The sequence below is a fragment of the Microbacterium sp. MYb72 genome (genome assembly GCF_002979415.1).
GTDB classification, from domain to species: Bacteria; Actinomycetota; Actinomycetes; order Actinomycetales; family Microbacteriaceae; genus Microbacterium; species Microbacterium natoriense.
This window is the reverse complement of sequence record NZ_PCOT01000028.1, coordinates 19,330-41,754: the sequence shown is the minus strand read 5'-3', so window position 1 is coordinate 41,754 and position 22,425 is coordinate 19,330. Positions and strand designations below refer to the sequence as shown.

General features: G+C 68.6%; 25 protein-coding genes. 23 read left to right on the top strand and 2 right to left on the bottom strand.

Going from position 1 to position 22,425, the window contains the following annotated elements:
- Positions 1-52: 52 nt before the first annotated feature.
- Complete coding sequence (locus tag CQ047_RS14710; protein ID WP_374197872.1) at positions 53-412, top strand: Rv2175c family DNA-binding protein; 360 nt, start codon at positions 53-55, stop codon at positions 410-412.
- Here the strand turns inward: CQ047_RS14710 and CQ047_RS14705 are convergent, their stop codons facing one another.
- Entirely contained in the window at positions 413-1,513 is a 1,101-nt protein-coding gene (locus tag CQ047_RS14705) for a polyprenyl synthetase family protein (RefSeq protein ID WP_105676480.1), read from the bottom strand.
- Between the two features lie 85 nt (positions 1,514-1,598).
- Here CQ047_RS14705 and CQ047_RS14700 point away from each other — a divergent pair, with 85 nt between their 5' ends.
- From CQ047_RS14700 to CQ047_RS14610, 19 genes are all read left to right on the top strand, one after another.
- A complete protein-coding gene (locus tag CQ047_RS14700; protein ID WP_105676479.1) occupies positions 1,599-1,973 on the top strand; it encodes a DUF3040 domain-containing protein in 375 nt (124 codons plus the stop codon).
- A 270-nt stretch (positions 1,974-2,243) separates the two neighbouring features.
- On the top strand, positions 2,244-2,675 hold the full coding sequence (gene mraZ / locus CQ047_RS14695; protein WP_105676477.1) for a division/cell wall cluster transcriptional repressor MraZ: 432 nt from the start codon (positions 2,244-2,246) through the stop codon (positions 2,673-2,675).
- 102 nt (positions 2,676-2,777) lie between these two features.
- On the top strand, positions 2,778-3,716 hold the full coding sequence (rsmH, locus tag CQ047_RS14690; protein WP_105676476.1) for a 16S rRNA (cytosine(1402)-N(4))-methyltransferase RsmH: 939 nt from the start codon (positions 2,778-2,780) through the stop codon (positions 3,714-3,716).
- The gene (locus CQ047_RS14685) at positions 3,713-4,279 is read left to right on the top strand and encodes a hypothetical protein (protein ID WP_105676475.1); all 567 of its coding nucleotides are present in this window, start codon (positions 3,713-3,715) and stop codon (positions 4,277-4,279) included. The genes rsmH and CQ047_RS14685 overlap by 4 nt, the downstream gene beginning before the upstream one ends.
- 32 nt (positions 4,280-4,311) lie before the next feature.
- Complete coding sequence (locus tag CQ047_RS14680) at positions 4,312-6,090, top strand: penicillin-binding protein 2 (protein ID WP_105676473.1); 1,779 nt, start codon at positions 4,312-4,314, stop codon at positions 6,088-6,090.
- Positions 6,091-6,121: 31 nt separating this feature from the next.
- A complete protein-coding gene (gene murF, locus CQ047_RS14675; RefSeq protein ID WP_105676472.1) occupies positions 6,122-7,534 on the top strand; it encodes a UDP-N-acetylmuramoyl-tripeptide--D-alanyl-D-alanine ligase in 1,413 nt (470 codons plus the stop codon).
- Positions 7,531-8,643: a phospho-N-acetylmuramoyl-pentapeptide-transferase gene (mraY, locus tag CQ047_RS14670; protein ID WP_105676471.1), complete on the top strand. Its 1,113-nt coding sequence runs from the start codon at positions 7,531-7,533 to the stop codon at positions 8,641-8,643. The genes murF and mraY overlap by 4 nt, the downstream gene beginning before the upstream one ends.
- Positions 8,633-10,165 (top strand): UDP-N-acetylmuramoyl-L-alanine--D-glutamate ligase, encoded by a 1,533-nt coding sequence (murD, locus tag CQ047_RS14665; RefSeq protein WP_105676469.1) that lies wholly within the window; start codon positions 8,633-8,635, stop codon positions 10,163-10,165. Before mraY ends, murD begins: the two co-directional genes overlap by 11 nt.
- Positions 10,134-11,339 carry a putative lipid II flippase FtsW gene (gene ftsW / locus CQ047_RS14660; protein ID WP_105676468.1) on the top strand — a complete coding sequence of 402 codons (1,206 nt, stop codon included), beginning with the start codon at positions 10,134-10,136 and terminating at the stop codon, positions 11,337-11,339. Before murD ends, ftsW begins: the two co-directional genes overlap by 32 nt.
- Complete coding sequence (locus tag CQ047_RS14655; RefSeq protein WP_105676467.1) at positions 11,336-12,415, top strand: glycosyltransferase; 1,080 nt, start codon at positions 11,336-11,338, stop codon at positions 12,413-12,415. The genes ftsW and CQ047_RS14655 overlap by 4 nt, the downstream gene beginning before the upstream one ends.
- Positions 12,416-12,427: 12 nt before the next feature.
- Positions 12,428-13,828 carry a UDP-N-acetylmuramate--L-alanine ligase gene (gene murC / locus CQ047_RS14650; protein ID WP_105676465.1) on the top strand — a complete coding sequence of 467 codons (1,401 nt, stop codon included), beginning with the start codon at positions 12,428-12,430 and terminating at the stop codon, positions 13,826-13,828.
- 4 nt (positions 13,829-13,832) lie between these two features.
- Positions 13,833-14,753 carry an FtsQ-type POTRA domain-containing protein gene (locus CQ047_RS14645; RefSeq protein ID WP_105676464.1) on the top strand — a complete coding sequence of 307 codons (921 nt, stop codon included), beginning with the start codon at positions 13,833-13,835 and terminating at the stop codon, positions 14,751-14,753.
- Between the two features lie 202 nt (positions 14,754-14,955).
- Positions 14,956-16,098: a cell division protein FtsZ gene (gene ftsZ, locus CQ047_RS14640; protein WP_105676463.1), complete on the top strand. Its 1,143-nt coding sequence runs from the start codon at positions 14,956-14,958 to the stop codon at positions 16,096-16,098.
- Positions 16,095-16,778, top strand: a complete 684-nt coding sequence (locus tag CQ047_RS14635; protein WP_105676462.1) for a YggS family pyridoxal phosphate-dependent enzyme — start codon at positions 16,095-16,097, stop codon at positions 16,776-16,778. The genes ftsZ and CQ047_RS14635 overlap by 4 nt, the downstream gene beginning before the upstream one ends.
- Before the next feature lie 43 nt (positions 16,779-16,821).
- On the top strand, positions 16,822-17,295 hold the full coding sequence (locus CQ047_RS14630) for a cell division protein SepF (protein WP_105676460.1): 474 nt from the start codon (positions 16,822-16,824) through the stop codon (positions 17,293-17,295).
- Between the two features lie 3 nt (positions 17,296-17,298).
- The gene (locus CQ047_RS14625) at positions 17,299-17,595 is read left to right on the top strand and encodes a YggT family protein (protein WP_105676459.1); all 297 of its coding nucleotides are present in this window, start codon (positions 17,299-17,301) and stop codon (positions 17,593-17,595) included.
- Between the two features lie 153 nt (positions 17,596-17,748).
- Positions 17,749-18,351 (top strand): DivIVA domain-containing protein, encoded by a 603-nt coding sequence (locus tag CQ047_RS14620; RefSeq protein ID WP_105676458.1) that lies wholly within the window; start codon positions 17,749-17,751, stop codon positions 18,349-18,351.
- Positions 18,352-18,447: 96 nt separating this feature from the next.
- Entirely contained in the window at positions 18,448-18,993 is a 546-nt protein-coding gene (locus CQ047_RS14615) for a signal peptidase II (protein ID WP_374197873.1), read from the top strand.
- A gap of 2 nt (positions 18,994-18,995) precedes the next feature.
- Complete coding sequence (locus tag CQ047_RS14610) at positions 18,996-19,925, top strand: RluA family pseudouridine synthase (RefSeq protein WP_105676455.1); 930 nt, start codon at positions 18,996-18,998, stop codon at positions 19,923-19,925.
- On the opposite strand, the gene CQ047_RS14605 is transcribed toward CQ047_RS14610, so the two are convergent.
- On the bottom strand, positions 19,922-20,521 hold the full coding sequence (locus CQ047_RS14605; protein ID WP_105676453.1) for a TetR/AcrR family transcriptional regulator: 600 nt from the start codon (positions 20,519-20,521) through the stop codon (positions 19,922-19,924). The genes CQ047_RS14610 and CQ047_RS14605 overlap by 4 nt on opposite strands.
- 98 nt (positions 20,522-20,619) lie before the next feature.
- Between CQ047_RS14605 and CQ047_RS14600 the strand changes: the two genes are divergently transcribed.
- The 3 genes from CQ047_RS14600 to CQ047_RS14590 are packed head-to-tail and all read left to right on the top strand — an operon-like array spanning position 20,620 to position 22,396.
- Positions 20,620-21,237, top strand: coding sequence for a DUF6230 family protein (locus CQ047_RS14600; RefSeq protein WP_105676452.1), 618 nt, complete (start codon positions 20,620-20,622; stop codon positions 21,235-21,237).
- The gene (locus CQ047_RS14595) at positions 21,228-21,677 is read left to right on the top strand and encodes a DUF6114 domain-containing protein (RefSeq protein ID WP_219844629.1); all 450 of its coding nucleotides are present in this window, start codon (positions 21,228-21,230) and stop codon (positions 21,675-21,677) included. The genes CQ047_RS14600 and CQ047_RS14595 overlap by 10 nt, the downstream gene beginning before the upstream one ends.
- Entirely contained in the window at positions 21,674-22,396 is a 723-nt protein-coding gene (locus CQ047_RS14590) for a hypothetical protein (RefSeq protein WP_105676450.1), read from the top strand. The genes CQ047_RS14595 and CQ047_RS14590 overlap by 4 nt, the downstream gene beginning before the upstream one ends.
- Positions 22,397-22,425 lie beyond the last annotated feature (29 nt).

The window sequence follows — 22,425 nt, the reverse complement described above, 5'->3', positions numbered from 1 at the left end:
TGAAAGATGTGACGGGTGTGACGATATGCGCCGCGCGCGCAGAGGTGAGATAGTGGGCAACGTGTCTGAGAACGTCGCTGCATCCACCGAGTCCGCCTGGCTGACCATGCCCGATCTCGTCGAGGTGCTCGATGTGCCGCTCGGCCGCGTGCGCCGCCTGATCGACGAGCACTACCTGATCGGCTCCAAGCGCAGCGGCGTCTTCGCCGTTCCCACGGAGTTCATCGTGGACGGCCACCCGCTCCCGTCGCTGCGCGGCACCATCATCGCGCTGCAGGACGCCGGGTTCAGCGACGACGAGGTCATCGACTGGCTCCGCGGCGAAGAGGAGACGCTCGGCCGCTCGCCGATCGCCGCGCTGCTCGCCGGGCACAAGAGCGAGGTGCGGCGCATCGCGCGCGCGCTCGCATGATCAGGCCGATCGCGTCGTCGCCGCCCTGGCGAGGTCGCGCAGGCCGCTGACGGCGGCGTTGTCGAGCCGAGCGCCCGAGAGCGCACGGTCGGCATCCTTCGCATAGGCGTCGATCATCTCCTCGACGCGGGCGAGGGCGCCGGAGCCGTCGATCGTCGCCTGCAGGAAGGACACCTGCTGCGCGTCGAGATCCGGATCCCCGAGCATCTCGTCGAACAGATTCCTGGCGGAGGCGTCGAGGGTCTGCCTCGTCAGTGCGACGAGGACGGTGCGCTTGCCCTCACGGAGATCGTCTCCGGCCGGCTTGCCGGTGACCGCCGTGTCGCCGAAGACGCCGAGGACGTCGTCCCGCAGCTGGAACGCCATCCCCACCGGATGTCCGAACCTGCGCAGCGCCCGCAGCTGCTCCTCGTCCGCGCCCGCGAGGGACGCGCCCAGCACGAGCGGCTGCTCGATGCTGTAGCGGGCCGACTTCAGGGAGACGACGCGCAGTGCGCGCTCGACGTGGGAGTCGGCGGCGTTCACGCTCCATGCCGACTCCTCCGCGATGTCCAGGAATTGGCCGACCGTGACATCGCGGCGCATCCGTGCGTACTCCCGTCGCACGCGAGCGGCGTGCGGATGCGTCTCCAGCGCGTCCTCCAGCAGATCGTCGCTCCACGCGACGAGGAGGTCTCCGAGCAGGATGGCTGCCGAGCGTCCGAACGCAGCGGCGTCTCCGGTCCAGCCCGAGCTCTCGTGAGCACCCTCGAGGGCGCGATGCGCGGCCGGCCGGCCCCGTCGCGTGTCGGAGTTGTCGATCAGGTCGTCGTGGACCAGCGCGGCCGACTGGAAGATCTCCAGTGCGGCGCAGACGTCCCAGAGAGAAGAGGTCTCGGCGGCGTCGCGGTCGCGGAACCGTGCTACGGCGCTCCAGCCCGAATGGCAGAACCGGGCGCGCAGCCTCTTGCCTCCGACGAGGGTGTCCGCGGCCGCGTGGAGCATCGCGGCCGCGTCGGGACCGTACTCGACGGACTCGACGCGCATCCTCTCGATGAAGAGATCGAGGCGTTCGGCGACGGCGTCGGGGACGGGAGTGGGTGACGGCACGACTCCCAGCATACGTAAAGGGAATCCGGGCACGAACGGCTACCCCGAGGCGCCGAGGCGCGCGTAGAATGGTCGGAAGAAACCCGAGGGGGACGAAATGCCACTCTCCGAACAGGAGCAGCGTCTGCTCGATGAGATGGAACGCCATCTCCTCCACAACGACGCGGATGTCGTGAGCGCGCCTACCGGCGACCGCACTCTGAGCTATCGCAATCTCGTCTACGGAGCCCTGCTGCTCCTGGCAGGCGTGGGCGGTCTGATCGTCGGCGTCATCCTCGGTGACGTCTGGGGGATCGTGGTCGGCGTCGTCGCCTTCGCCGCGATGCTCGGCGGTGTGATGCTCGCCGTCACCCCGGTTCGACGCCCCGTCTCCGCCGTTCCCCGCGAGCGCGCGAAGAAGCAGCAGCAGAACTCGGCCTCCTTCATGGATCGCATGAACGATCGATGGGATCGCCGCCAAGACGGTCACTGACCGCAAGAACTTCTCAAGGCCCGGATGCTCAGCATCCGGGCCTTTTTCGTGTCCGGTGTGGCGCTGGAGGGGGCTGGAGCCGTCCTCCACGGGCTTCCACCCGTCCTCCACTGGCACTCCACTCTCCTCCACCGCGTCTTTCCGCGGAAACTTGGGGTGCCCTGACCGGACGATGCTGGTATTTCACCGAATTGTCGTAGGAAAGTGGAGGGAAGTGGAGTAAAGTGGGGCGCACCTCGAGTTGGCCGGACGGAGAGGGGGTGATGGCCGATGCTGCTGGGTACGCACTCACCGAAGCTGGACGACAAAGGGCGGGTCATCCTGCCCGCGAAGTTCCGCGAGGACCTGGGCGGCGGCATCGTCGTCACCCGTGGTCAGGAGCGCTGCCTCTACGTCTTCAGCACGGCCGAGTTCGAGTCCATGCACGAGCGGATCCGTCAGGCGCCGCTCGCCAACAAGCAGGCGCGCGACTTCATGCGCCTGTTCCTCTCCGGTGCAAGTGCGGAGATGCCCGACAGCCAGAACCGCATCACCATCCCTGCTCACCTGCGTCAGTACGCCGGGCTTCAGAAGGAGCTCATCGTCACCGGTGTCGGCGCACACGCCGAGATCTGGGACGCCGAGAGCTGGAACACCTACCTCGCCGCCGGCGAGGAGACCTACTCCGAGCTGGAGCAGGAGGTGATTCCGGGACTCTTCTGACCACGGCTGTGATGCCCCGCCGCTCCCGCCCCGACACACTTCCCCGGTGCCGGGTCGAGCAGCGGAGGGGGATCAGAGCCGAAGGTCACCCCGAGAAAGATCATGAACCTCCGAGACATACACACCCCCGTCCTGCTCGAGCGCTGCATCGAGCTGCTCGCTCCCGCCCTCCAGGCGGACGGAGCGGTGCTCGTCGACGCCACCCTCGGGATGGGCGGGCACTCCGAGGCTCTGCTCGAGCGGTTCCCGAACATCCGCCTCGTGGGTCTCGACCGCGACACCGACGCCCTCCGCATCGCGGGGGAGCGGCTCGCCCGATTCAAGGACCGCATCACCCTCGTGCACACGGTCTACGACGAGATCGGCCTGCACGCGCAGGGCGCCGCGGGCATCCTGTTCGACCTCGGCGTCTCCTCCCTGCAACTCGACGAGGCCGAGCGCGGCTTCGCGTACTCGAAGGATGCGCCGCTGGACATGCGCATGGATCAGACGAAGGGCATCACCGCCGCCGAGGTCATCGCGACCTACAACGAGGGAAACCTCCGTCGCATCTTCGAGCGATACGGCGAGGAGAAACTGGCCGGCCGCTACGCGCGCTTCATCATCGATGCGCGGCAGAAGCAGCCGATCGCCCGATCGGGAGAGCTGGTCGAGATCCTCATCGCCGCGACACCGGCGGCCGCTCAGCGCGCGGGGCACCCCGCAAAGCGGGTGTTCCAGGCGCTGCGGATCGAGGTGAACGCCGAGCTCAACGTGCTCGCCGACGCCATCCCTTCCGCGATGGACGCGCTCGCGGTCGGCGGGCGGATCGTGGTCATGTCCTATCAGTCCCTCGAAGACCGCCTGGTCAAGCAGGCGTTCGCGGCGGGCGCGGCATCCACCGCTCCGAAGGGGCTGCCGGTCGAGCTTCCCGAGCACGCACCGAAGTTCCGCATCATCACGCGGGGAGCAGAGCTCGCCGACGACGAGGAGCGCGCGCGCAATCCGCGTGCGATCCCGGTACGGCTGCGCGCAGCCGAGAAGGTGCGGGAGAGCGCATGAGTCTGAACGCCGTCGTCCGCACGCCCAAGGTCGCCCCCGAGGCGCCGTCTCGGGCGCCCCGTGCGCGTCTCGAGCCGGTCACCGCGCCGCGGGCTCGACGCAAGCCGAAACTCGCCTACGCGCTCGTCGCGCTCGGGGGAGCGATGGCGATCGGCGCCGCGCAGATCGGGCTCTCGCTCGCGATCACCCAGGACTCCTTCACGCTGGCCTCCCTGTCGTCGCAGCAGGGGGATCTGAACCTGCGCACGCAGGCGCTGCAGGAGGAGCTCACCGGAGTGAGCTCCCCGCAGGCGCTGGCGACGGGCGCCTCCGCTCTCGGCATGGTCGTGGCGGGCGCTCCTTCGTACCTGCGGCTCAGCGACGGCGCCGTGATCGGTGCGGGCACCGGCGCGGGATGGGCCTCGACGGTCGATCCGAACGGAGCGGGAGCGGTGAGCAACTCCCTGTTGCAGGCGCCGACGAACGACGCGACCGACGGCCCCGTGACCGAGGACGCGACGACGCCCACAGAGCAGCTGCCGCCGGCGATCACCGACGGCCTTCCCAGCCCCACGACCCACTGACACCCACGACCACCATCTGACGGAGAGAGTCCATGACGACACGAGCCACCCGGAGTCCCCGGCGACGCACCGTCGTCGCACTCGCCGTCATCCTGTCGATCCTCTGCGTGTTCATCGTGCGCCTGGTCGACATCCAGGTCGTGAGCGCCGACGAGCACGTCAACCAGTCGCTGAAGTATCTCGGCGAGGGAGACTCCATCCCCGGGCAGCGCGGGGACATCGTGGACGCCGACGGCACGGTGCTCGCCGAGAGCGTCACGGTCTACGACTACGTCATGGACCCGAAGGCGATGAAGACGGTGGAGGACAACGAGAAGAACCCGCCGAAGCTCCCGTGGGCCGAGGCCTCCACGAAGATCGCCGAGATCATGGGCCTGAACGCCGACGAGCTGCGCGCAGGCGTCGCCGCCGCTCAGGCGGAGAACCCCGACACGCAGTGGTACCAGCTCGCCAAGAGCATGAACGCCGAACAGCACACGCAGCTGCGCGCACTCAAGTTGCCGTACCTCCACTTCGAGAAGCGCGAGAAGCGGGTGTATCCGAACGGCGCTGTCGCGGGCAACCTGCTCGGCTACCTCGACGGCTCCGGCACGGCTCAGGCCGGCGTCGAGAAGATGGAGGGACAGTGCCTCGCTCCCAGCAATGGTGAGAAGAGCTACCGCAAGGGCATGGACGGCGTCGTGATCCCCGGCAGCGAGCGCACGGTGGATGCGGTGAACGGCGGCACAGTGCAGCTCACGATCAACAGCGATCTGCAGTGGTACATGACGCAGATGATCGCGGAAGAGGCCCAGGCTCAGGGAGCACAGGGCGGCACCGTCACCGTCGTCGACGTCAAGACCGGCAAGATCCGCGTCGCCGCCGAGTGGCCAACGATGGACCCCAACGACCTCGATGCGTCCGCGCCGAGCACCTGGGGCAGCAAGCTCTTCACCTACCCCTTCGAGCCCGGTTCGACGTTCAAGGCGGTCACGGCTGCGGCGATCATGGAGAACGCCGGCGTGACGCCGACCAGCCCCACCGTCACCGCCTCCTCGAAGGAGAAGTTCGAGAACGGAGCCGTCATCAACGACGCCTTCGTGCACCCGACCTACAACTACACGCTCGCAGGGGCTCTGATCGACTCCTCGAACGTCGCGCTGTCGAAGTTCGGCACCATGGTCAGCCCCGACGTGCGCTACGACTACCTGCAGCGCTTCGGCGTCGGCACACCGACCGTCGGATTCCCGGCCGAGTCCGGCGGCGAACTGCACCCCACCAGCGAATGGGACAACCAGTCGCTGTACACCACGACCTTCGGCCAGCACTTCACCGTCACCGCTCCGCAGATCGCCGGCGCATACCAGGCCATCGCGAACGGCGGAGAGAAGATCGACCTCTCGCTCATCGAGTCGTGCACCGACGCCGCCGGCACCGTGCACGAGGCGGCTGCACCGAAGAAGGAGCAGATCATCAAGCCGGAGACGGCTGCGGAGCTCACGCGCATGCTGGAGAACGTCGCGGTGCAGGGTGGCAACGCCGAGCGGATCAAGGTTCCCGGCTACCGGGTGACCAGCAAGACCGGTACCGCGCAGATCCCCGACGGCAACGGCGGCTACAAGTCGGGCGTCTACTACACCAGCATGGTGGGCTTCGCGCCGGTCGACGATCCGCAGTACGTCGTGATCGTCACTCTCGACCAGCCGACTAGAGTTACATCGTCCGCTGCGACGGCATCCGCCTTCCAGAAGGCGATGACGCAGGTGATGAAGACCTACCGCGTGATGCCCTCGACCGTCCCCATGGACGCCCTTCTTCCCAAGTTCGAATAGCCGGCACCCCCATGCCGCGCCTGGAGATGTCATGATCGCCCTGTCGCTCGCTGAGATCGCCGCCATCCTCGGCGGTGAGCTGCGCCTCATCGGAACCGATACGGCGGAGACCGTCCTGGACGGTGTCGTCGACACCGACTCCCGCACGATGTCCGCGGGGTCGATCTTCGTCGCCAAGCCCGGCGCCGAGACCGACGGCCACCGCTTCGTCGGCGCGGCTGTGACCGCGGGCGCCCGCCTCGCCATCGTCGAGCATCCCGTGGACGAGCCGGTCTCGCAGATCGTCGTGGCCGACGCCGTCGCAGCCCTCGCCGATCTCGCCCGTGAGGTCGTCTCGCGCGTGCGCGCGCGGGGAGATCTCAAGATCGTCGGCATCACCGGATCCAACGGCAAGACCACGACGAAGAACTTCCTCGCGCGCATCGTCTCGGACGAGGGCGAGACGGTCGCCCCGATCAACTCGTACAACAACGAGGTCGGAGCGCCGGTGACGATGCTGCGCGTCACGGAGAGCACCCGGTACCTGGTCAGCGAGTTCGGGGCCGCCGCTCCCGGCAGCATCGCGCGTCTCGCGGGACTCGTCGAGCCCGACGTCGCCGTCGTCCTCATGGTCGGCATGGCGCATGCGGGCGGCTTCGGAGGCATCGAGGAGACCGCCAAGGCCAAATCGGAGCTGGTCGCCGCGGCGACGCCGAACGGGGTCGCCGTGCTCAACCTCGACGACCCGCGCGTCGCAGCGATGCGCGAGCTCGCCGAGTCCCGAGGCATGAGCGTCATCGGCTTCGGCCAGACCGCTGCGGCAGACGTGCGGGCCCACGACCTCGTCGTGTCGGCATCCGGAACCTCCTGCATCATCGAGGCGGACGGACAGCGGATGCCGCTGCACCTGCGCGTGCTCGGAGCCCATCACATCAGCAACGCCCTCGCCGCGATCGCGGCAGCCGGAGCACTCGGCATCCCGGCCGCCGATGCGATCGCCCGCCTGGAGACGCTCGACATCGCCGAGCGCTGGCGCATGCAGCCGATGGGCAACGACAGCATCCGCATCATCAACGACGCCTACAACGCGAGCCCCGACTCGATGGCGGCCGCCCTGAGGACCCTCGCGCAGATCACCGGACCGGGGGAGCGCACGGTCGCGGTCCTCGGCGCGATGAGCGAGCTCGGCGAGACCGCGGGCGAGGAGCACGACCGCATCGGCCTGCTCGCGGTGCGACTCAACATCCAGCGCATCGTCGTGGTCGGACCCGAGGCGCGTCGGCTGTATCTCTCCGCCGTCGGCGAGGGGTCATGGGACAGCGAGGCCGTGCATCTGCCGGATCAGGATGCGGCATTCGAGTATCTGCGCACCGAGCTGCGCGACGGGGACAGGGTCCTCGTGAAGTCATCAAACTCCGTAGGCCTCAGGCATCTCGGCGATCGTCTGGGAGAATTGTTCTCGTGAGGTCTCTCATCATCGCGGCGGCGATCTCGCTCGCCTTCACCCTGTTCCTGACCCCCGTCTTCCTGAGACTCTTCCGGAAGTGGGGATGGGGGCAGGTCATCCGCACCCCCGAGGCGGTCGAGAACCCCAGCCACGAGGCCAAGCGCGGCACCCCGACGATGGGCGGCGTGATCTTCATCGTCGGCACCATGGTCGGCTACTTCGCCGGTGTCTTCGCCGGCGGGCGGGTCCCCGCGCTCTCGTCGATCCTGGTGATCTGGCTCATGGTCGGCTTCGGCGTCGTGGGGTTCATCGACGACTACATGAAGGTCCGCAGTCAGCGCAGCCTCGGCCTGTCGGGCTGGCGCAAGGTGATCGGCCAGCTGCTCGTCATCGTGCCCTTCGGCATCGTCGCGCTCAACTTCCCGAACCACGCTGGGCAGACTCCGGCGTCCGGGGCCGTCTCGCTGTTCCGCGACATCCCGTGGCTCAACTTCTTCGCGTTCGCCGCTGTCATCGGCTGGGCGCTCTACCTCGTCTGGATCTCGGTGATCGGCGTCGCCACGTCGAACAGCGTGAACCTCACCGACGGGCTCGACGGCCTCGCGGCCGGCGCCGGCATCATCGTCGTCGGCGCCTACGGCCTCATCTCCTTCCGACAGTTCCAGCAGTCCTGCGTCGGCGAGTCGATCGAGAAGGCCGCCCTCGGAGGCTGCTACGAGGTGCGCGATCCGCTGGATCTCGCGATCGTCGCCGCCGCGTTCGCCGCCGGCCTCATCGGCTTCCTGTGGTGGAACGCCCCCAAGGCCAAGGTGTTCATGGGCGACGTCGGCTCGATGGCGATCGGCGGCGTGATCACCGCGATGGCGATCCTCACCCGCACCGAGCTGCTCCTGTTCGTGATCGCCGGCGTCTTCGTGCTCTCCTCCGGCTCGGTCATCCTGCAGCGCACCTACTTCAAGATCACGCGTGGCAAGAGGCTCTTCCTCATGAGCCCCTTCCACCACCATCTCGAGATGCGCGGCTGGTCCGAGGTCACGATCGTCGTGCGGATGTGGATCATCGCCGGACTCCTCGCGGTGACGGCGGTGGGCCTGTTCTACGTGGAGTGGCTGACGCGTGTCAGCTGAACGCCTCTCGACCCTGACGAGCTGGCACTCCGACTGGTCCGGTCTGCGGGTCGCCGTGCTCGGACTGTCGATGACGGGCTTCTCCGTCGCCGACACCCTCGCCGAGCTGGGCGCCGATGTCCTCGTCCTCAGCGAGTCCGCCGAGGAGGAGTACGCGCGACTGCTCCCGGTGATCGGCGCGCGCCTCGAGCTGGGCTCCCTCTCCGAGGTGCCCGAGGCGCTCGAGAGCTTCGACGCCGACGTCGTGATCGCCTCGCCGGGGTTCTCTCCGTCGCATCCGGTGATCCGCTGGGCGCAGGAGTCGGGGATCGCCATCTGGGGCGACATCGAACTCGCCTGGCGCGTGCGCGACAAGGTGACCCGTGTCGATGGCACTCCGGCAGAGTGGGTCCTGATCACGGGCACGAACGGCAAGACCACGACGACGCAGCTCACGGCATCCCTCCTCGTCGAAGGCGGGCTGCGAGCCGCGCCGTGCGGCAACATCGGAGTGCCCGTGCTCGACGCCGTGCGCGACCCCGCCGGGTTCGACGTGCTCGTCGTGGAGCTCTCCAGCCACCAGCTCTGGTACATCGGCCAGTCGAGCGCGGAGGGCGAGCTGTACCCGTACGCATCGGTGTGCCTGAACCTCGCCGACGACCATCTCGTCTGGCACGGCAGCGCCGACGCCTATCGCGAGGCGAAGTCCTACGTGTACCGCAACACTAGGGTCGCGTGCGTCTACAACAAGGCGGATGAGGCGACGAGGCGGATGGTCGAGGACGCCGATGTGATCGAGGGGGCACGAGCGATCGGCTTCGACCTCGGCACCCCCGGCCCCAGCGACCTCGGCGTCGTGGAGGGACTGCTCGTCGACAGGGCCTTCCTCGACGATCGCGCGCGCAGCGCCCTCGAGCTCACGACCCTGCGAGATCTCGACGATGTCGGCCTCGCCGCGCCGCACATCGTGCAGAACATCCTCGCCGCGAGCGCGCTCGCTCGGTCCCTCGGCGTGGAGCCCGAGGCGATCCACTCCGCGCTGCAGAAGTTCCGTCTGGACGCCCACCGCATCCAGGTGATCGCGCGGCACGCGGGCATCACGTGGGTCGACGACTCCAAGGCCACGAACCCGCACGCCGCGGCGTCGTCCCTGCGCGCCTACCCCGGCGCGGTCTGGGTGGTCGGCGGCGATCTCAAGGGCGTCGACATCGCTGAGCTGGTCGCCGACGTGGGCGGCACCGCCCGTGCGGCCGTGGTGATCGGCGTCGAGCGCGAGGCCGTCGTCGCGGCATTCCGGCGACACGCGCCGACAGTGCCGGTGTTCGAGGTGGATGCTGGCGAGACTGGACAGGTCATGAACCGCGTCGTGGAGATCGCTGCGGGGATCGTCGACGAGGGCACCGTACTGCTGGCCCCCGCCGCGGCATCCTTCGATCAGTTCTCCAACTACGCGGATCGCGGCCACCGCTTCGCCGAAGCGGTGCGGGAATGGATCGACCGGGGGAGCACCGATGACGCAGGTGGCTCGCACACCTCGCTCTGATCCCGCGCGCTCCGAGTCGCGCGGTCTCGCCGCCAGGGTCTCGCTCGGTCGCCGGTTCACCCCGGTGTCGACCGAGTTCATGATGATCGCGTCGACGGCTCTGCTGCTCACGATCTTCGGCCTGGTGATGGTGCTGTCGGCGACGAGCGCCGTCGCCGTATCCAAGGGCGAGAACCCCATGGACGGCGCGCTCCGCCAGGGCATCTTCGCAGTGCTCGGCATCCCGCTGATGTTCGTCATCTCACGGTTCCCGATCGACTTCATCAAGAAGATGGCGTGGCCCGCCCTGTTCGGCGCCATCGCACTTCAGTTGTTGGTCTTCACCCCACTCGGCAAGGCCGACGGCGGCAACAGGAACTGGATTCTCGTCGGAGGTTTCACCCTCCAGCCCTCGGAGTTCCTCAAGCTCGCTCTCGCTCTCTGGATCGCCTACGTGCTGCTGCGCAAGCGGACCATGCTCGGCACCTGGCATCAGGTGTTCATCCCGGTCGTTCCGGTCGGGGCGCTGGCGATCGGCACGGTCCTCGCAGGCAAAGACCTCGGCACGGCGATGGTGCTCGTGCTCATCCTCCTCGGCTGTCTGTTCTTCTCCGGGGTGAAGCTGCGGCTGTTCATCATCCCGGTGCTGCTCGGCGTGCTCTCGGTGGTCCTCCTCGCGGTGACCAGCACCGACCGGATGCGCCGCATCACCGCGGTCTGCTCCGACATGAACAACTACACCGGCGACTGCTACCAGTCGATCCACGGCATGTGGGGAATGGCATCCGGGGGGATCTTCGGCGTCGGACTCGGCAACTCCCAGGAGAAGTACGGCTGGCTGCCCGCCGCCGGAAACGACTTCATCTTCGCGATCGTCGGCGAGGAGCTCGGGCTCATCGGATGCCTCGTGGTGCTCGCCCTGTTCGCCACCTTCGCTGTCGGCGTGTTCCACATCATCCGCAAGACGCAGGATCCGTTCATACGGGTCGCCGCCGGCGGAATCACGGTGTGGATCGTCGGCCAGGCGATCTTCAACATCGGCGTCGTGATCGGGCTCTTCCCGGTCATGGGCGTGCCGCTGCCCTTCATGTCGCAGGGCGGTACGGCGCTGCTCGCCGTGCTCATCGCGTGCGGCGTGCTGCTGGCCTTCGCACGCACGATCCCCGCAGCCGAGCGGGGTAAAGTCACACGGTGACCACGTACCTTCTCGCCGGCGGGGGCACCGCCGGCCACGTCAATCCCCTGCTCGCCGTCGCCGATGGGCTGCGCGAGCGGGACGCCGACGCATCCGTCCTGGTGCTGGGCACGGCCGAAGGCCTCGAGGCCCGTCTCGTCCCCGCCCGCGGCTATGAGCTGCTGATCGTCGCCAAGGTGCCGTTCCCACGTCGCCCGAACGGGCAGGCCCTCGCGTTCCCCGGACGCTTCCGCCGTGCGATCGCACAGGTGCGGGAGCACATCCGGACGCACAGCGTCGACGTCGTGGTGGGCTTCGGCGGCTACGCCTCGGCTCCGGCCTACGTGGCGGCGCGCCGAGAAGGCGTTCCCTTCGTCGTGCACGAGGCCAACGCGAAGCCCGGACTCGCGAACGTGCTCGGCGCACGCCGTGCCGCCGCGACGGGAGTCGCCTTCGACGGCACCCCGCTGCGGGGGAGCGAAGTGGTGGGCATGCCGCTGCGCCGCGAGGTCATCGAGCTCGATCGCGCCGCTCGCCGCGCCGAGGCCGCCGAGTACTTCGGCCTCGACGAATCCCGCCCCGTGCTCCTCGTCTTCGGCGGATCGCTCGGGGCGCAGCGTCTCAACGAGGCGCTGGCGGGCTCGTGGGGCGACATCCTCGCGTCCGGGTGGCAGCTGCTGCACGTCACGGGGGAGCGCAGCGACCTGGCGGACCCCGGAGTGCCCGGATACGCGCTGCGGCGCTACGTCGACCGGATGGACCTCGCGTTCGCCCTGGCCGATCTGATCGTCTCCCGCTCCGGAGCCGCGACCGTGAGCGAGGTGAGCGCCCTCGGCATCCCCGCGCTCTATGTGCCGTACTCGGTGGGCAACGGGGAGCAGCGCCTCAACGCCGCCTCCGCTGTGGCCGCAGGCGCCGCTGAGCTGCTGGACGACCCGACCTTCGACGCCGACGCTGTGCGCCGCATCGTCGTGCCGCTCCTCGGCGACTCCGGGCGGATCGCGCGCATGGCCGCGGCCGCCGAGCGCGTCGGAACCCGCAGCGGCACTGACAACGTCATCGCCCTCATCGACCGCGCGCTCGACGCCTCGAACTAAACTGAGACGGACATGATCAGACCCGACCTCTCCCTCCCGATCCCCGAGAACATCACCTCCGCGCATTTCATCGGCATCGGCGGTTCCGGTATGAGCGGCCTCGCCCGGATGTTCCTCGACGCCGGCATCCGCGTCTCCGGTTCCGACCGTGCGGACAGCGACAACCTGCGCGCCCTCGCCGCGGCAGGGGCCACCGTGCACGTCGGACACGACGCCGCCCACCTGGGCGACGCCGACACCGTGGTGCACACCGGAGCGATCTGGCCGGAGAACCCGGAGTTCCTCCTCGCCAAGGAGCGCGGGCTGCACGTCATCCACCGTTCGCAGGCCCTGCACTGGCTCATCGGCTCGCGTCGACTGGTCTCGGTCGCGGGAGCCCACGGCAAGACCACCTCGACCGGCATGATCGTGACGGCGCTGCAGGCACTGGGCGCCGACCCCAACTTCGTCAACGGCGGCGTGATCGAGCAGCTCGGCCTCTCCAGCGCCACCGGAGCGGACGACCTCTTCGTCATCGAGGCCGACGAGTCCGACGGCACCTTCCTGCTGTACGACACCGCGGTGGCTCTCATCACGAACGTCGACCCCGATCACCTCGACCACTACGGCTCCGACGAGGCCTTTCACGACGCCTTCGTGCGGTTCGCCGATGCCGCGTCCGAGGCCGTCGTGATCTCCAGCGACGACGCGGGCGCTCTGCGCGTGGGTGCGGGACTCTCGCACCGCAACGTCATCACGTTCGGGCAGGCCGACGACGCCGACGTGCGCGTCTCCGACGTCGTCGCCGCGGGGCCGGTCGCCGCGACGATCACGCGCGGTGACGACAGCGTCCGGCTGCAGCTCGCGGTCCCGGGGCTGCACAATGCGATCAACGCCGCGGGCGCCATCGCGGTGCTGGGCGCACTCGGCTACGGCCTCGAGGAGTCCGCCCGTGCCGTCGAGGGCTTCGCCGGCACGGTTCGCCGCCTCGAGAAGCACGGCGTCGAACGGGGCGTGTCCGTCTACGACGATTACTCGCACCACCCGACCGAGGTGCGCGCAGCGCTCGAGGCGATGCGTTCCATCGCCGACGGCGGACGTGTCATCGCGATCCAGCAGCCGCACACGTACTCGCGCACGCAGCACATGTTCCGCGAGTTCGCCGAGGTCCTCGAGCACTACGCCGACCACACCGTCATGCTCGACGTGTACGGCGCGCGCGAAGACCCGGTGCCCGGCGTGACGGGCGAGCTCGTCAGCGACGCCTTCCAGGATCAGGGCAACGTGCACTACGTCGCCGACTGGCAGCAGGCGGCCGACTACACGGCGAGCGTCGCACGCGACGGCGACTTCGTGGTCACGCTCGGATGCGGCAACGTGTACCAGATCATCCCGCAGGTCCTCGAGTCTCTGCGCGCGTCGTCAGAGGACTGAGCCGATGCGTCGCCCCGCTCCGCTCCCGGCCGCGCGGGAGAACCCGGACGAGAAGGAGACTCCGCTGCGGCCGGTCTCCCGCATCCGGGGGCGTGCAGAGGCGGATGCCGTATCCGAAGACCTGAACGACATCGACGAGGCGAGATCGGGGCAGGAGCCCGAGCTGCAGCCGACATCGGCGCGCGACGTCTGGCGCGCTGCTCGCGCTCGTCGCAAGGCGCTCCGCGCCGAGATCCGCCGCTTCACCCAGCGCTCCCGGCGCCGCAGGATCATCTGGCTCAGCGTGATCGGCGCCGTGCTGCTGCTCATCGGCGGCAGCGTCGCTGCGGCGTACAGCCCCCTGTTCGCGGTCCAGCGCATCACGGTCGTCGGCGCGACGACGCTGGACCCGGCTGCCGTCGAGGCCGCGCTCGCGGACCAGATCGGCACGCCGCTGGCGCTGGTCAGCACGAGCGAGGTCAAGGCCGCTCTCCTCGCGTTCCCCCTCATCGAGACGTATGCGCTCGAGGCGAAGCCGCCGAACGATCTGACGGTCCGGATCGTCGAGCGCACGCCGATCGGCGTCATCCGCTCCGACGCCGGGTACACCCTCGTCGATGCGGCAGGGGTCGCCCTCGCGACGACGACGGATCAGCCCCCGGGGCAGCCGCTGCTCGACATCGACGGCGGCATCGACTCCCGCGCGTTCGAGAGCACGGGGCTCGTCATCCGGTCCCTCCCCGCCGACGTCCGGGCTGCACTGACGGGGGTTCGTGCGAGCACGGCGGACGACGTGACCCTCACGCTGAACAGCGGGCTCACGGTCATCTGGGGGAGCTCCGACGAGTCGGCGCTGAAGGGCCTGACACTCGCAGCCGCGATGGCCGCGAACCCCGGCGCCGCATCGATCGACGTCACCTCGCCGCACGTCGCCGTCATCGGCTGACCGCGCCGCGGTCGCGTGATCGGCGAATCGGCACGCCAAACAGACGACACGCCCGTGTCGCTGCGGGCGCGCGCGTATGCGGCGCTTACCTTCGAACAAGAGAAACCAATACCGGGAAATACTTTACACCTCTAGTTGAGGTTTAAGGTTCAACCCTCGGTATTCGTCAGAAATCCAGGCTCGAATACTTCGGAGGCCGGCCATGAGCCAGAACCAGAACTACCTCGCCGTGATCAAGGTCGTCGGCGTCGGCGGTGGCGGCGTCAACGCCGTGAATCGCATGATCGATCTCGGCCTGCGCGGTGTCGAGTTCATCGCAGTCAACACCGACGCCCAGGCGCTGCTCATGAGCGACGCCGACGTCAAGCTCGACGTGGGCCGCGAGCTCACGCGCGGCCTCGGCGCCGGCGCCGACCCCGAGGTGGGTCGACGTGCGGCGGAGGACCACGCCGAGGAGATCGAGCAGGCGCTCACCGGCGCCGACATGGTCTTCGTCACCGCGGGCGAGGGCGGCGGAACCGGCACCGGCGGCGCACCCGTCGTCGCGCGCATCGCCAAGTCGATCGGCGCACTGACCATCGGTGTCGTGACCAAGCCGTTCTCCTTCGAGGGGCGTCGTCGGCAGAGCCAGGCCGAGGCCGGCGTCGCGAAGCTCAAGGAAGAGGTCGACACCCTCATCGTCGTCCCGAACGACCGACTGCTGGAGATCAGCGACCGCGGCATCTCGATGATCGAGGCCTTCGCGACGGCAGACCAGGTGCTCCTCGCCGGTGTGCAGGGCATCACGGACCTCATCACGACTCCCGGTCTGATCAACCTCGACTTCGCCGACGTGAAGTCGGTCATGCAGGGCGCGGGCTCCGCGCTCATGGGCATCGGCTCCGCCCGCGGCGCCGATCGTGCGATCAAGGCCGCCGAGCTCGCGGTCGAGTCGCCGCTGCTCGAAGCGTCGATCGAGGGCGCGCACGGTGTGCTCCTCTCGATCCAGGGCGGTTCGAACCTCGGCATCTTCGAGATCCACGACGCGGCCGACCTCGTCAAGGAAGCCGCTCACCCCGAGGCGAACATCATCTTCGGAACGGTCATCGACGACACCCTCGGCGACGAGGTGCGCGTGACCGTGATCGCGGCGGGCTTCGACGGCGGAGAGCCGTCGCTGCGCCTCGACCCGATGGTCGTGTCCCGCCCGGCGACGACGACGCTGCCGGAGGTCGCCCTCACCGAGGAGCCCGAGAGCGCATCGTCCGAGAAGGTCGACGCCGAGCCGGTGCAGCGCTTCACCACGACGAGCATCGAGCCCGCCATCGTCGACGACGACATCGACATCCCCGAATTCCTGAAGTGACCGACCTGGGAGCGCGGCTGTCGGCGATCGACGAGCAGATCGCCGACGCCGCGCGCCTGGCCGGAAGGGACGCGGACGAGATCACCCGCATCGTCGTCACGAAGTTCCACCCGGCATCCCTCGTTCGCGAACTCCACGGCCTCGGCGTTCGCGAGGTGGGGGAGAACCGGCAGCAGGAGCTCAGCGCGAAGAGCGTGGAGCTGTCCGAGCTTGACGACCTGCGCTGGCACTTCATCGGGCAGGCGCAGACCAACAAGGCGTCGGCGATCCGGCGCAGTGCTCAGGTCGTGCACTCCATTGATCGCGATCGGCTGGCGGATGCGCTGCACCGAGCGGCCGAGGACGACACTGTGCTCGATGTCCTGGTGCAGGTGAACCTCACCGACGACGTCGGACGCGGAGGCGTCGCTCCCGACGCCGCTGCCGCTCTTGCCGAGCACGTGATGACCCTCCCCTCCCTTCGTCTGCGCGGGGTCATGGCGGTCGCACCGCTCGACGAGGAACCGGCATCCGCCTTCGCACGTCTGCGCGGCGTCGCCGACGGCATCCGCGCACTCGACCCATCCGCCACCTGGATCTCCGCCGGCATGACCGGCGACTTCGTCGAGGCGATACAGGCGGGCGCGACACACCTGCGGATCGGCTCCGCAATCACCGGACCCCGGCCAGACCGGGGTTAACCTGTCACAAGACCAACCCGAATCGTTCGAACCGGAGGACACAATGGGTAACCCGCTGAAGAAGACCATGGTGTATCTCGGCCTCGCCGACGAGGAAGAGGTCTACGAAGAAGAGACGCAGGCACCGGCCCGCTCCCACCGGGAGCGCGAGCGCGCGAGCGAAGAGCCGACCCCGGCTCCCATCACGCCGCTGCGCCGCCCGGTCGCCGTGCGTCAGCCCGCAGGAGGGGCAGTGAACGAGATCCTCACCGTGCACCCGAAGCAGTACCGCGACGCTCAGCTCATCGCTGAGAGCTTCCGCGAGGGTGTGCCGGTCATCATCAACCTCTCGCAGATGAGCGACGCCGACGCGCGGCGTCTCATCGACTTCGCCAGCGGGCTCTCGCTCGGCCTCTACGGCCGTATCGAGCGGGTCACCTCGAAGGTGTTCCTGCTGTCTCCGGAGAACATCGCGATCTCCGGTCACGGGGGAATCGCGCACGCAGACGCCGAGTCTGCGGGCTTCGATCAGTCGTAGCCCGTGGAGCTGGTCTCCGTCGTCGCCAGCATCGTCCACCTGGCGTTGCTGCTGTACCTTCTGGTTCTCTTCGCGCGCCTGATTCTCGACTACATCCCGATGTTCAACAGGGAATGGCGTCCCAAGGGCGCCGGCCTCGTCGCCGCCGAGTTCGCCTACACGCTGACGGACCCGCCGATCCGGTTCTTCCGGCGGTTCATCCCTCCGCTGCGCATCGGCTCGATCTCCTTGGACTTCGGCTTCTCGCTGACGATCCTCGTCGTGCTGATCCTCATGAACATCGTGCGGATCTTCATCTGAGAGATTCCCGACTTTCGTCGCGCCCTGGTGTTGCGGCGTCGCGGCTGACAGGAGCGAGGACTATGCTTGGCTCCCAGGTGCGCGCCCCGGGTTCGCGCCACATCACGACCGCGCCATTCACAACTGGCAACCGAAATCATCGAAGGAGCCACCATGGCACTCACCCCGGATGACGTCGTCACCAAGCAGTTCCAGCACGTCCGCTTCAAGGACGGCTTCGACCCGGACGAGGTGGACGACTTCCTCGACGAGATCGTCATCGAGTGGCGCAAGGCCATCGAGGAGAACACCGAGCTGAAGGCGAAGCTCGCCGCTTACGAGTCCGGCGCAGCGCCCGCAGAGGCCGCGCCTGTCGCCGAGGCTCCCGCCCCCGCTCCCGTCGCAGAGGTGCCCGCTCCGGTCGCCGCAGAGCCCGCTCCGTCCGGCTCCGCCACGGCTACCGCCGGCATCATCGAGCTCGCGCAGCGTCTGCACGACGAGCACGTCGCCGAGGGTGAGGCGAAGCGCAACCAGCTCATCGCCGACGCCGAGAACGAGGTCAACCGCATCCGCACCGAGGCTGAGGCGAAGCAGCGCGAAGAGACCGCTCGTCTCGAGCGCGAGCGCAACACGCTCGAGGCCCGCATCACCGAGCTCCGCAACTTCGAGCGCGATTACCGTTCGCAGCTGCGCGGCTACATCGAGGGTCAGCTCCGCGACCTCGACGAGAAGTCGGCGTCGACGGACTCCACGCCGGTCTCCGCGATCGGTCTGTAAGGCGCCCTCTTGTCAGGACGCCGTCCCCTTCGTCGGTCGGCGGCCGGTGCGATCGTTGCGATTCTCGCAGCGGTCGTGCTGGCCGCCGATCAGTTTGTGAAGCACCTCACCATCGAGAACCTCCCCAAAGAGGAGGCCGTACCGGTCCTGGGTGACTTCCTGCAGCTCTTCTACATCCGCAACTCCGGCGCCGCGTTCTCGCTCGGCTCCGAGGTCACGTGGATCTTCACGATCGCGCTCACCGTGGTCGCGGGCGTGATCGTCTGGAAGGCCTTCGGCCTGCGTTCGCGCCTGTGGGCCGTCGTGCTCGGCGCGCTGCTCGGCGGCGTGCTCGGAAACCTCACCGATCGCCTGTTCCGCGAGCCCGGCTTCGGCGTCGGGCACGTCGTCGACATGATCTCCATGCCGTGGATGCTCCCGGCGATCTTCAACGTCGCGGACATCTTCATCGTCACCGGCATGATCTCCGTCGCCCTGCTGGTCGTGTTCGGACTGCGCTTCGACGGCACGCGTGAGCGGGATCACGTCGTCGTCGAGACCGACGAGGAGGCCGAGGCGGTCGCGATCGCCGAGCGTCGTGCAGAGGGCCAGGATCGCGTCGACGGAGAACCCGGCGACGACGCGCCCTCCGAGAGCCGCTGACCGTGGAATCGCGGTCCCTCCCGGTCCCGGACGGGCTCGACGGCGTACGCGTCGATGCGGCTCTCGCGAAGATGCTCGGGTTCTCCCGAACCTTCGCCGCCGACGTCGCGGCCGCGGGCGGTGTGCGGCTCGACGGCGCGCTTCTCGACAAGTCCGATCGCCTTCGCGCTGGCGGCTGGCTGGACGTCGAGTGGCAGCCGAAGGAGGAGCCGCGGATCGTGCCGATCGCCGTTCCTGAGCTCGGCATCGTGTACGACGACGATGACATCGTCGTCGTCGACAAGCCCACCGGCGTCGCGGCGCACCCTTCTCTGGGCTGGGAGGGACCGACCGTCGTCGGCGCACTGGCCGCGGCCGGCTTCCGCGTGGCGACGACGGGCGCCCCCGAGCGTCAGGGCGTCGTCCATCGGCTCGACGTCGGCACCAGCGGCCTCATGGTCGTCGCGAAGACGGAGTCCGCGTACACCGCCCTGAAGCGGGCCTTCAAGGAGCGTACGGTCGAGAAGATCTACCACGCGGTCGTGCAGGGGCACCCCGACCCGCTGGTCGGGACGATCGACGCCCCGATCGGACGGCATCCGAACCATTCGTGGAAGTTCGCCGTCACGCCGGACGGCAAGTCGTCGGTGACCCACTACGAGACCCTCGAGGCGTTCCCCGGCGCCTCTCTGCTCGAGATCCATCTCGAGACGGGGCGCACGCACCAGATCCGCGTGCACATGGCCGCTCTGCGGCATCCGTGCGTGGGCGACCCGCTCTACGGCGCCGATCCGACTCTCTCCGCGCGGCTGGGACTCACCCGCCAGTGGCTGCACGCCCACCAGCTGGGGTTCGCCCATCCCGCGACGGGGGAGTGGGTGCAGTTCGAGTCGCCGTACCCCGCGGACTTCCGGCACGCGCTCGCTGTGCTGCGCGGCGAAGTCGGCGTCTAGAAGCGGGCTCTCCCTGCGGCGTCCACGACGCCGTCCAGTGTCTGCTCCAGGAACTCGACGACCGCGTCGTCATCGGCGCGGCGATCGACGATGAGCTCGAGCAGGGTCTCCTCGGTGAACGACACCCACGCGCGCAGCGCCACCCGGAGCGCCGCGGAGTCGGGTATGCCGAGTTCGGTGAAGGCCTCGAGGAGGCGCAGGGCGTTCAGCTCGCGCGACTCGTCGACGATCGCGCGCACGGCGGAGTCGCCGCTGGCGACGCCCCGGACGAGCGAGGAGAACGTCCCGCTGTGCTCGCGGACGAATCCGGCGATGCGCAGGAGCGTGTCGTGGATGCGCTCGCGCGGCGGCAGGTCAGGGCGGGGCTCGCTGGCAAGGAGGAGGCTGTCGCGCGCGGTGGTCACGATCGCGCGTTCCACGCCCTGCCTGCTGTCGAAGTAGTGGAAGATCAGTGCCTTGGACACTCCCGCGCGGGCGGCGAGCTCCTCGATCGTCAGCTCCTCCAGCGGGTGCTCGGCGAGAAAGCCCACTCCGATGGCGATGAGCTGCGCGCGGCGCTGATCGGGGCTGAGGCGAGATCGCTGCTCGGAGGACATGCGAGAAGCCTAGCCAGAATGGTATTGACTCCTGGTCAATTGTGCTTAGTATCGAGATATCGCGTGGACGCCGTCGTCCGTGCGAAGGAGGAGGATCGATGAAGTTCCCGAAGCTCTCTCAGGCGCTGTCGAAAGCCACGGCATCTCACGCCGGCCGGATCACGCTCGTCGCCGTCCCCGTCGGCATCGTCGCGGCATCCCTGCTCGGGGGAGTGGCGCAGGGCGCCGTTCCCGTGTCGTTCGCCGTATCGGGAAGCCAGTTCCAGATCGGCGCCAGCCAGCTCGAAGGCACCGGCTTCTCGCAGTACGCGGGAGTGGCCACGGACTCCGAGGGCGTCGAGCACACGGTCGCGATCGCGAACATCAAGAGCGCGACGCTGAGCGATCTCTGCCAGTCCGTCATCACGGAGACGCCCCTCGGCACGGTCGGAGTGCTCATCAAAGCGGGGGGCGGCGGCAACCCGGCGACCGCGAGCGATCTGCAGATCGGCATGACCGGACTCAAGGGCGATGCCTCCTTCGGCAAGATCAGGATCGGCGTCGACGCCTCCACGGTCAACACCGAGGCCAAGGGCAGCGCCGGCGACTTCGCCCAGGACTCCGACACGGTCTCGATCAAGAACCTGCAGCAGACGGCATGGAGCACCCAGGCGTCCGTGTTCACTCTGACCGGGATGACGCTCGAGCTCACGGACGGTTCGCAGGGATGCTTCTGAACGGAGCGGATGCCGTGATCGATGAGGAAGCCGCAATGGTTCCTGCCGAGCCCGGAGGATTCCGATCCTGGCGCAGGCGGCGCCCCTTCATCGGCGGGGTGCTCGTCGCGCTCGGCGGCGTGGAGATGTTCTTCTCCGGGCAGCTGGACATCGGGCACCTGCACGTGCAGATGGGCATCGAGGGCATGCAGGCCACGATCATCCCGGTGCTCCTGCTGCTGCTCGGCATCCTCGCCATCGCGATGCCGACGCATCACATCTTCTACGGCGTCATCGCCCTCGCCGTCGCGATCTATTCGCTGATCGGGGTGAACCTCGGCGGTTTCCTGATCGGCATGCTGCTCTCGACGGTCGGCGGAATCCTCGTCGTGGCCTGGATGGGACCGAAGGCGACATCCGCGGCGGCGCCGGACGGAGCGGACGAGGTGACGACGTCGTGACCTCCCGCCGCCCGAGCCTCGCCGCTCTGCTGGTGGCGTCCCTGGTCGTGATGCCGTCGATCCTCGGCGCCGCGGCGGCGCCGCAGTACCGCGACGCCGGCTTCTGCATCCCGCTGATCTACTGCCCGTCGCCCTCGCCGAGCCCGACACCCTCGGCGCCGTCCCCGACGGATCCGGCGCCGCCCACCGCCCCGGAGACGCCCACGGTTCCGACACCCTCCGTCGGTCCGGTGGCCCCCGTCGATCCGTCAGCGACACCGGAGCCGTCCGAGCCCGTGCCTGCGCCGATCGACGAGGGCGCGCCGGTGTTCACGGGCACGCCCGCGTCGATGGGGTCGAGCTTCCTCTCGTTCACGGGGCTGAAGGGGATATCGATCGTCAGCGTGCCGACGGTCGGCGGAGGCAGCGTCCGCGCGCTGAAGATCACCGCCGACTCCATCACGATCGAGGGCTTCTCCCTCACCGTGCGGCCGCCGAACGGACCGGGCCTGGTCACGACGGCCGACACCATGTCCCTGCAGGGCGATGTCACCGTCTACATCGGGTCGGTGACCGCTTCGTCGATGGGCGGCGCCCCGCTGACGCTCGGCACCGACACGCCACCGCCGCTCACCGACGTCGAGCCGGGGCTGCTGAACGTCAGCATGGGCCTCGTAGGCAGCATCGCGGATCGGATCACCTACTCGAACACCGATCAGCGCATCGTCGCGGCGAAGTAGAAGGCATGTCGGAGGCGTGCGCGAGACTG